The 9,530-nt window shown below is 73.2% G+C and carries 9 protein-coding genes; 4 read left to right on the top strand and 5 right to left on the bottom strand.

Going from position 1 to position 9,530, the window contains the following annotated elements; all coding sequences use genetic code 11:
- Positions 1-147: 147 nt before the first annotated feature.
- Positions 148-1,092 carry a dihydropteroate synthase gene (gene folP, locus CVO76_RS07860; RefSeq protein ID WP_432206142.1) on the bottom strand — a complete coding sequence of 315 codons (945 nt, stop codon included), beginning with the start codon at positions 1,090-1,092 and terminating at the stop codon, positions 148-150.
- 103 nt (positions 1,093-1,195) lie between these two features.
- Between folP and CVO76_RS07855 the strand changes: the two genes are divergently transcribed.
- The 4 genes from CVO76_RS07855 to CVO76_RS07840 are packed head-to-tail and all read left to right on the top strand — an operon-like array spanning position 1,196 to position 5,036.
- The gene (locus CVO76_RS07855) at positions 1,196-2,422 is read left to right on the top strand and encodes a cysteine desulfurase family protein (protein ID WP_208741571.1); all 1,227 of its coding nucleotides are present in this window, start codon (positions 1,196-1,198) and stop codon (positions 2,420-2,422) included.
- Positions 2,419-3,558, top strand: coding sequence for a tRNA 2-thiouridine(34) synthase MnmA (gene mnmA / locus CVO76_RS07850; RefSeq protein WP_208741570.1), 1,140 nt, complete (start codon positions 2,419-2,421; stop codon positions 3,556-3,558). The genes CVO76_RS07855 and mnmA overlap by 4 nt, the downstream gene beginning before the upstream one ends.
- Before the next feature lie 43 nt (positions 3,559-3,601).
- Positions 3,602-4,018, top strand: coding sequence for a chorismate mutase (locus CVO76_RS07845; protein ID WP_208741569.1), 417 nt, complete (start codon positions 3,602-3,604; stop codon positions 4,016-4,018).
- On the top strand, positions 4,011-5,036 hold the full coding sequence (locus CVO76_RS07840; RefSeq protein ID WP_208741568.1) for a hypothetical protein: 1,026 nt from the start codon (positions 4,011-4,013) through the stop codon (positions 5,034-5,036). Before CVO76_RS07845 ends, CVO76_RS07840 begins: the two co-directional genes overlap by 8 nt.
- 28 nt (positions 5,037-5,064) lie before the next feature.
- Here the strand turns inward: CVO76_RS07840 and CVO76_RS07835 are convergent, their stop codons facing one another.
- The 4 genes from CVO76_RS07835 to CVO76_RS07820 all read right to left on the bottom strand — a co-directional run.
- Positions 5,065-5,733: a DUF4166 domain-containing protein gene (locus tag CVO76_RS07835; protein ID WP_208741567.1), complete on the bottom strand. Its 669-nt coding sequence runs from the start codon at positions 5,731-5,733 to the stop codon at positions 5,065-5,067.
- Between the two features lie 95 nt (positions 5,734-5,828).
- On the bottom strand, positions 5,829-7,121 hold the full coding sequence (locus tag CVO76_RS07830) for a DUF58 domain-containing protein (RefSeq protein WP_208741566.1): 1,293 nt from the start codon (positions 7,119-7,121) through the stop codon (positions 5,829-5,831).
- 61 nt (positions 7,122-7,182) lie between these two features.
- The gene (locus CVO76_RS07825; RefSeq protein WP_133080943.1) at positions 7,183-8,262 is read right to left on the bottom strand and encodes an AAA family ATPase; all 1,080 of its coding nucleotides are present in this window, start codon (positions 8,260-8,262) and stop codon (positions 7,183-7,185) included.
- On the bottom strand, positions 8,259-9,530 hold a 1,272-nt coding region (locus tag CVO76_RS07820), incomplete at its 5' end, for a DUF4350 domain-containing protein (RefSeq protein WP_208741565.1). The genes CVO76_RS07820 and CVO76_RS07825, both read right to left, overlap by 4 nt.

Here is a 9,530-nt window from a genome sequence, read left to right as displayed (position 1 = left end):
CGGAGAGGCCGCCGCTCGTCGCGGCACCGTCGGCGGCCGCGACGAAGTTGAACCGGACATAGGGCCGGTCGATCGCGGGATACGCGTAGACCCGGTACAGCGCGGCGTCGTCGACCTCGTCGGGCGACGGCGGGAGGAGGGAGGTGATCACGGCGCCGCCGGTTCGTTGACGTCGCCCATGTTGTGCCGGAGGTAGGCGGGTTCCCGCCACCCCAGGACCGCCTCGGTGAGGTCCACGGCGGCGCGGGACGCGGGGACGTTGTGCATGCGGACGACGCGGGCCCCGCCGAGGATACAGATCACGGCGGCCGCGAGCGAGCCCTCCACGCGGTCACGCTTCGGCCTGTCGAGGGTCTCGCCGATGAAGTCCTTGTTGGACACCGCCGCCAGGGCGGGGAAGCCCAGGCCCGCGATCTCCGCGAAGCGGCGCGTGATCTCGAGCGAGTGCAGTGTGTTCTTGTTGAGGTCGTGGCCCGGGTCCAGCAGGATCCGGTCCTCGGGGATGCCGAGCCGCACGGCGTCGTCCACCTTCCGGAGGAGGAAGTCCGCGACCTCGCGGACCACGTCGCCGTAGGTGGGCCGCGGGTACACCGAGCGGGGCTCGGCCAGGCTGTGCGTGATGACCAGGTGGGCGCCGGCCTCGGCCACCACGGCCGCCATGTCGGGGTCCCGCAGCCCCGTGGTGTCGTTCACGACGCTGGCTCCTGCGGCCAGCGCCTGGCGGGCCACCTCGGGCAGGAAGGTGTCGGCGGAGATGATGACGTCGGATGCCGCGCGCACGGCGCTGATGACGGGGACGATGCGGTCCGCCTCCTCCGACGCCGGGATCGGGTCGCCGGGCGCGAAGGGCGCTCCGCCGATGTCCACCCAGTCCGCGCCGTCGGCGACCGCCTGCAGGGACGCATCGACGGCGGCCTGGAACGCGAAGGTCGTCCCGCCGTCGTAGAACGAATCCGGCGTCCTGTTGATGACGGCCATGAGCGCGACCTGGCGGTCGAAGTCCAGCGTGCGGGGACCGAAGTCACGCACCGCGTGGCGGAACGCCGGACGGTAGGTCCCGGAGGATGACGGAGGCGCTGCACGACTGTCCACCCTGCAGTTCTACCACCGCGGGCCGCGTGCCCGGCTCGTGGTCCGGTGCGTGACGCGGACCACCGGAATCGGCGGTACGGCGTGGCGCCCGTAGAATCGGTATGTGCCCGTGTATGTCGACCACGCGGCGACCACGCCCATCTCGGCGCCGGCGCTCGCCGCCCTCACCCGCGAACTCAGCCGGAGCGGTAATCCTTCCTCCCTCCATGGCTCGGGCCGGCGTGCCCGGCGGTCGGTGGAGGACGCACGGGAGACCATCGCAGCGGCCGCGGGTGCACACGCGTCCGAGGTCGTCTTCACCTCCGGCGGGACCGAGGCCGACAACCTCGCGATCAAGGGACTCTACTGGGCCCGGCGGGCCGCCGCCCCGGAACGCAACCGGATCCTCTGCAGCACCGTCGAGCACCACGCCGTGCAGGACACCGTCGAGTGGCTCGAACGCCACGAGGGCGCCGAGGTGGTGTGGCTTCCCGTGGACGGGACCGGCGTCGTCTCCCTCGAGGCGCTGCGGGCAGCCCTGGCCGAGGCGCCGGAACGGACGGCGCTCGTCACCGTCATGTGGGCCAACAACGAGGTCGGCACCATCCAGCCGGTCCACGCCGTCGCGGCGGAGGCCGCGCGCTACGGCGTGCCCGTCCACAGCGACGCCGTGCAGGCGTTCGGGTCCGTCCCGGTCTCCTTCGCGGACTCGGGACTCGCCACCATGGCCGTGAGCGCGCACAAGATCGGCGGCACCGTGGGCGTCGGCGCCCTTCTTGTGGGGCGCGCCGTCACCCTCACGCCGGTACAGCACGGCGGAGGGCAGGAACGGGACATCCGGTCCGGCACGCTCGACGGCGCGGGGATCGCGGCGTTCGCCGCGGCGGCCGACGACGCCGTCGCGCACCTGGGTGACGAGGGCCCCCGGTTGGCTGCGCTGCGGGACCGCCTGATCGACGGCATCCGCCGGGAGGTGCCGCAGGCCGTGCTCCGCGGCGTGGACCACCCGGCACCCGAGGGGACACGGCTGCCCGGCAACGTGCACTTCACCTTTCCCGGCTGCGAGGGGGATTCGCTCCTGTTCCTCCTCGACCTCGCGGGTATCGAGTCGTCCACCGGCTCGGCGTGCACGGCGGGTGTGCCGCGGCCGTCCCACGTCCTGCTCGCCATGGGGCTGAGCGAGGACGAGGCCCGGGGCGCCCAGCGCTTCAGCCTGGGGCATACATCCACCGCCGACGACGTTGACGCCGTGGTGGCCGCCATCGGTGGTGCCTACGCACGGGCGCGCGCCGCAGGCATGGCAGGACACGCATCATCCATCCGAACAGCAGGAACGGGTTTTTTCTCATGAGGGTACTGGCAGCGATGAGTGGCGGCGTCGACTCCGCAGTGGCGGCGGCGCGCGCGGTGGAGGCAGGGCACGACGTCGTCGGGGTGCACCTCGCGCTCTCGCGCATGCCCGGCACGCTCCGGACGGGCAGCCGCGGCTGCTGCACCATCGAGGATTCGCGGGACGCGTGGCGCGCCTGCGACATCCTCGGCATCCCGTACTACGTCTGGGACTTCTCCGAGCGCTTCAAGGCGGACGTCGTCGACGACTTCGTGGCCGAGTACGCGGCGGGACGCACGCCCAACCCCTGCATGCGCTGCAACGAGCGCATCAAGTTCGCGGCCCTGCTCGAGAAGGCCCTCGCGCTCGGGTTCGACGCCGTCTGCACCGGCCACTACGCCAAGGTCGTCGAGGACGCCGACGGCAATCCGGAACTGCACCGGGCGGCCGACTGGGCGAAGGACCAGTCGTACGTGCTCGGTGTCCTGACCCACGAGCAGCTCCGGCACTCCATGTTCCCGCTGGCCGAGACGCCGTCGAAGGCTGAGGTCCGCGCGGAGGCCGAGCGGCGCGGTCTCTCCGTCGCGAACAAGCCCGACAGCCACGACATCTGCTTCATCCCCGACGGGGACACCCGCGGCTGGCTCGAGGAGCGCATCGACCTGACGGAGGGCGACATCCTCGACGTCGACGGGGAGAAGATCGGCAGCCACCCCGGTGCGAACGCCTTCACCGTCGGCCAGCGGCGCGGCCTCAAGCTGGGCACCCCCGCGGCGGACGGCAAGCCCCGCTTCGTGCTCGAGATCCGGCCCAAGCAGAACGAGGTCGTCGTCGGACCGGAGCACCTGCTCGCCATCGACGAGATGCGGGGGATCAAGGTGTCCTGGGCAGGCCTGCCCATCGACGAGGTGCTCACCGGCGAGGAGTTCGACTGCATGGCGCAGGTCCGGGCGCACGGAGACCCGGTGGCGGCGCGCGCCTCCGTCGGATCAGCCGACGGCGCGCCGCAGCTCGTGGTCCGGCTGGTCGAGCCCATGCGCGGCGTGGCACCGGGCCAGACGGTCGTGCTGTACCAGGGCACGCGCGTCCTCGGGCAGGCGACCATCGACTCGGCGCGCTCCGCGCTCCGCCCCGAACCGGCGGGCCTGCAGGGCTAGTCGCGGTTTCCGGACGCCCCACGGCTTCTGCTTGACTGGAGTCATGACGCACCCACGCAGCGGCTTCGACCCGGCAGCCAGTTCACTCGCAGGAGACGTGGCCCCCGAGGTCATGGCCGAACTGCTCTCGGTGAGGAGCTCGATCGACAACATCGACGCCACCCTCGTCTACCTGCTGGCCGAACGCTTCAAGGCGACGCAGCGGGTGGGTCACCTCAAGGCCGAACACGACCTCCCCGCCGGTGATCCGCAGCGTGAGGCGGCGCAGATCGCCCGGCTCCGCATGCTCGCGGAGGAGGCGCAGCTGGACCCGGCGTTCGCCGAGAAGTTCCTGAACTTCATCATCTCCGAGGTGATCCGGCACCACCAGGCGATCTCCGAGAACCGCAAGCCCCCCACCGGCCCCGCGGCCGACACGTCCTCGACCGGTGCCGCAGGGGAGCACGGCGTCCATGACTGACGCCGACCGGCGGCCCGTCGGCGCCACGGCTGCCGGTGACTGGCCGGGGACCGATCCCCTCGAGGCGAACCGCGCCGCCCGCGGTGAGCTCGGCGGTGCGAACCTCCCCTTCCTGCCGTCCCTGCCCGGTCGCGGGCCCGGCAGCGACGCCGTCGGGCGGACCCTCGGCATGCTCGTCGAGCTTCCCTTCGACCTGCAGCCGCACGGCTGGCGGCTCGTCCAGCGGCCGGGCCGCGACCAGCGCCGGGCGGAGTCGGCCCTGTCCTCCGACATCAATGCCCTCGGCGACATCGCCGGCGCGGAAGAACGGCCCGCGCCGCGCCTGAAGCTGCACCTGCAGGGCCCGCTGTCACTCGCCGCGGGGGTGCACCTGCACAACGGCGAGCGGGTCCTCGTCGACGCCGGGGCGCGCCGCGAGCTCTACGAGTCGCTCGCCGCGGGCGCCGCGGACCTCGTCCGCCGCGTCACCTCGGTGGCCCGGGGAGCAGAGCTGGTGCTCCAGCTCGACGAGCCGGATGCCGGAGCCGTCCTGGCCGGACGCGTGCCCACGGCGAGCGGCTATCGGACGCTTCGCGCGATCGACCGGCGCGAGGCGACCGAGGCGTGGGACTCCGTGACGGCGTCGGCGATCGCCGCCGGAGCCCGCGGCACCGTGCTGGCCCCCGGCGGCGGCGACGTCGTCCTCGACGCGGCGCGTGCCGGCACGGCGGCGCTGTGCCTGGAGGGTCGGGGGATACCCGATCGCCATTGGGAAGCGCTCGCGGAGGACATCGAATCCGGCCGGGAGCTCTGGCTCGGGGTCCTCGATCCCGCGGCGGACCTCCTCCAGGTCCGCACCCTCGTGGAGTCCGTGCTGGGCCCCTGGCGGCGGGTCGGGCTGCCCGTCACGGCACTCTCGGCGCTGACGGTGACCACACTCCCGGGGCTGTCCCGCCGGGCACCCGCCGACGCCGTCCGGGCCGTCGCCCGGATGGCGCAGGTCGCCGACGCGCTGGAGCAGGTGCGGGCGGAGGGCTGATCCGCCCTGCCGACCCTCCCGGACGCCGTCAGACGCGCTGCTCCCAGCGCGCGGGCCGGGCCTCGACGGGCAGCACGCCGTCGAACTCCTCCACGACGTAGTCGAACCGCCCGGCGTACACGAGCAGGGTCGCGAGCTGGCGGTGCACGACGCGGGTCTTGATGCGGAACGAGCCCGCCGCGTCGTCCCACCACTGCTCCACGTAGGCGAGCGCCCCGAGGGCATCGGGCAGCGGGAGGCGCACGCCCGCGAAGACGCGGGTCCGTGACGACACCATGCGGATATGCCCCTCGTCGGTGGCGCTGCAGGCCAGCAGCGTGGCCATCCGGCGGTGCCGGCCCACGTAGTCGGTCAGGATGCCGTCCTGCAGGGACGTGGTGTCCTCGAAGATCCGCAACGTGGTGCCGAAGTCGAGTTCACGCCGGGCGGTGAGGGCCGGGCGCCCGAACGGGTCGACGTGGGGGTAGTTCCGGATGGTGAACGGTACGTCGCCGGCGTACTCGGGGAAGAACGCGTTCTCGAGCGCGGTGAGCCGGAACGCCGGGCGCGCGAACCAGGCCGGGCAGCCGGCGACATCGAACACCCCGCGCCCGTGGCCCGACAGGCCGCTCTCCGTGGAGAGGCCGAAGTAGTCGCGCAGCTCCGGCTGCAGGCGGCCGAAGTCGCTGCCCATCGCCTCCTGGTAGATCGAGGTCATGCCGCCCACTTCCTTTGCTCGGGCACCCAGTCAACCACGGGGACCACCGGTTGCATGGCGGTCCGGGTGAACCGGGTCGCTCGAGGCGCCCCCGCTCAGAGACGCCCGGCTGCCTTGAGCCTGATGTACGTGTCGGCGAGCAGCGGCGGAAGCTCCGCGGGAACCGCGTCGACCACCTCCGCACCGAGCAGCCGGATCTGGTCCGCCACGGCCGCGCGATCCAGGAGCGCGCGTTCGGCCGCAGCCGCCCGGTAGGTGGCCGCGGCCGTCGAGCGGTCCGCACCCATCTCCTCGAGCCTCGGGTCGCGCACCGAGGCCACGACGACGACGTGACGTCCGGTCAGTCCCGGCAGTGCGGGCAGCAGCCCCTCCTCGACGGCGCCGGAGTCCAGGGACGTCAGCAGCACCACGAGGGAGCGGTGCGGTGAGGCCGCACGCACCTGGGCGGGCACCCGCGACCAGTCCGCCTCGATGAGCTCCGCCTCCAGCGGCGCCATGGCCGTCACCAGGGAGCCCAGGAGGTTCCCCTTCGCCGTCGAGTCGACGCGTGCGCGGACCCTGCGGTCGAACGCCAGGAAGTGCACCTTGTCGCCGCCCCGCTCCGCGAGGACGGACAGCAGCAGCGCCGCTTCGATACCGGTGTCCAGGCGTGGTTCGTCCACGATCCGCGCAGCGGACGTGCGCGAGGTGTCGAGCACGACGACGACGCGCCGGTCGCGCTCCGGCCGCCACGTCCGCACCACGGTGTCGCGCCGGCGGGCCGTGGCCCGCCAGTCGATGGACCGGACGTCGTCGCCCCGGACGTAGTCGCGCAGGGAGTCGAACTCCGTGCCGGCGCCGCGGATCTGCACCGCCGACTGGCCGTCGAGTTCACGCAGCCGGCGGAGCTTGGACGGCAGGTGACGCTTGGAATGGAAGGGCGGGAGGACCCGGAGCACGCCGGGGGCCGGGATCGTGACCTGCCGGGCCGCGACCCCGAGCGGACCGGCGCTGCGGATGGTGACCGTCTCCACGCGGAGGATCCCGCGCCGGGCCGGACGCAGTGTGACGGCCAGGCGCCGCGCTTCGCCCGGCGGTACGGCCACGGACTGCTCCGGGTCCACGGCACCGGCCGACGGCTGCCACGCCTCGCGGACGGTGCCGCGCAGCGGTCGGCCGGTGTCGTTGCGCACCACCAGGGCGCTCCGGCACTCCTCACCGAGACGGACGCTGTCCGGCAGCACCCGGGTGATCCCCACCCGGCGCGGCGAGGCGGCGAGGGCCAGGTCGAGTGCCCCGACCGCGGCGAGGAGGGCGGCCCACAGCAGGATCGACGTCGTGCCCGGATACAGGATCACGGGCACGACGCCGAGCAGCGCCAGCAGGACGAAACGGCCGGTGATGACCACGGCGAGCTCCTCTCGGGTCCGGGCAGGGATCCTGCCCGGAACGTGCGTGCGGGGTGCGCCGCTACCGCGGGACGGGGACGGTGCCCAGGATGCCGCCGAGCACGTCGTCGACGTCGACGCCGTCCATCTGGGCCTCGGGCCTGAGGGCGACGCGGTGCCGGAGCGCCGGGAGGGTGAGGGCCTTGACGTCGTCGGGCGTCACGAAGGACCGGCCGGAGAGCCATGCCCATGCACGGGAGGTGTTGAGCAGCGCGGTGGCACCGCGGGGTGACACCCCGAGCTGGAACGACGGGGACGACCGCGTCGCACGGACGAGGTCCACGATGTAGGCCAGCACCTCCGGGGCGATGGCCACGCGGGCCACGGCGGCCCGGGCGCGGTCGACGTCCTCCGCGCCGGCGACGGCCCGCACGCCGGCGGCACCGAGGTCGCGTGGATCGAAGCCCACGCTGTGGCGGCGGATCACCTCGATCTCGTCCTCGCGCCCCGGGAGGGGCACGGTGAGCTTGAGGAGGAAGCGGTCGAGCTGTGCCTCGGGCAGGGGATAGGTGCCCTCGTACTCCACCGGGTTCTGCGTCGCGGCGACGAGGAACGGCGCCGGCAGGCGGCGCGAGACGCCGTCGACGGAGACCTGCCGTTCCTCCATCGCCTCCAGCAGGGAGGCCTGTGTCTTCGGCGGAGTGCGATTGATCTCGTCGGCGAGCAGGATGTTCGTGAAGACGGGACCTTCCCGGAAGGTGAACTCCGAGGTCTTGGATTCGTAGATGAGCGAGCCCGTGATGTCGCCGGGCATGAGGTCCGGCGTGAACTGGACGCGCTTGGTATCGAGGTCCAGTGCGGTGGCGAGGGTACGGACCAGCAGGGTCTTGGCGACGCCCGGGACGCCTTCCAGCAGCACATGCCCGTCCGCCAGGAGCCCGATGAGGAGGCCGGTCACGGCCGCGTCCTGACCGACGATCGACTTGCCCACCTCGTCGCGCACCCGCAGGAGCGCGGCGCGCGCGGATCCGTCGTCGGGCACCGCCTGCTGCGGGGCCTCCGGCGCACGGTCCTGGACGCGCGTCCCCTGGTGGGCACCGCCCGCCGTCGTTCCCGGCTGCGCCTCCAGGACGCCGTCCTGCCGGTCTGTGGATCGGTTCATGATGGAATCTCCTTCTCGAGGTCGAGGATCTCCTGTGCCCACAGCACAAGCTCGCGGTTCGTGGTCGGTGTGTGGTGGAACAGTCGTCGCTCGAGCTCGATCCGGGGACGGCCGCCCTGCCGCGAGGCCGCGTCGAGGACCTCCACCGGGGTCGCCGAGCGGTCCACGCGGAGGCGGCGCGCGAGCCGGGCGAGCGTCGCGGCGCGCAGGTTCGCCGCGGCGTGAGCCACCGAGCCGGAATCCTGGTACAGCCGCGCACGTCCCTCCGCGGTCTCGGCTGCACGCACGACGACGGGCAGCGGCTCGGCCGCCAGCGGTCCCAGCCGGCGTCCCCGCCACAGCATGGCCAGGACCGAGCAGGCGAGCAGCCACACGAGCAGGTGGTCGACCCAGGCGGGCAGCAGCGTCAGCGGGTCGATGCCCTCGCCCGAGGCCACGACGTCCGCGCCGGTCGGTTCGTACCAGACCAGCGTCGGGAACGACCCCAGCACCCCGAGCGCGAGGGCCGCGTGGCCCTCGTCCGGCATCATCTCGTTGGACAGGATCCCCGGCGCTCCCAGGACGGCGACGGAACCGTCGGCGCTCGTGACGTACAGTCCGCCCTCCGTGCCTCCGATCGTCGTCGGGAAGCACTCGAGGATGCCGGAGTAGGCCGTTCCGGTCATCGACAGGGTACCCGCCGCCGTCGCATCGGGATCGGAGCAGTCGGCCTGCAGCCCAGGCTCGTCGTCGCCGAGGTCGAACGGCACGGCACCGAGCTGCTCGAAGCCGTCGTCGAGGGCCGAGAGCTGGCGCGCGCCCGGCGCGGCGAGGACGGCGAGGTCCGCCTCCTCGCTCAGGTGGGCGACCTGCGCGGCGCTGAGGTACGCCTGGGCGTCATTGAGGAACAGCGTCGCCGGGCCCCCGTCCAGCGCCGCGAGGGCGTCCTCGTAGGAGGTCGCGCGGACGACGTCCACTCCCTGCGCCGCGAGTACCTCCGCCACCGCTCGCGCACCGTCGGGTGCCGGATTGCCGGGGGAGAGGGGGCGGTCGTCCTTCTCGGGGCCGGGCAGCAGGTTGAGCAGGACGATCACCGCGAGCACCAGCGCACCGATGATGACGGGTCGTGCGCGGCGCAGGCGCGACCTCGCCGTGCCGGCTGCGGAGCCGCCGTCCCCCATCACCTCGCCCTGCACGGGAGGCGGCTCCGCCGGCGAGCCCGGGAGGACCGCGCCCGGCGCTCCGAGGTTCCTCTCGCTGCGCGTCACCGAGGCGCCGCCATCGTCGTG

The organism is Arthrobacter agilis, assembly GCF_002953615.1.
In the GTDB taxonomy this organism is placed as follows: Bacteria; Actinomycetota; Actinomycetes; order Actinomycetales; family Micrococcaceae; genus Arthrobacter_D; species Arthrobacter_D agilis_B.
This window is presented reverse-complemented; position numbering and strand designations above follow the sequence as displayed.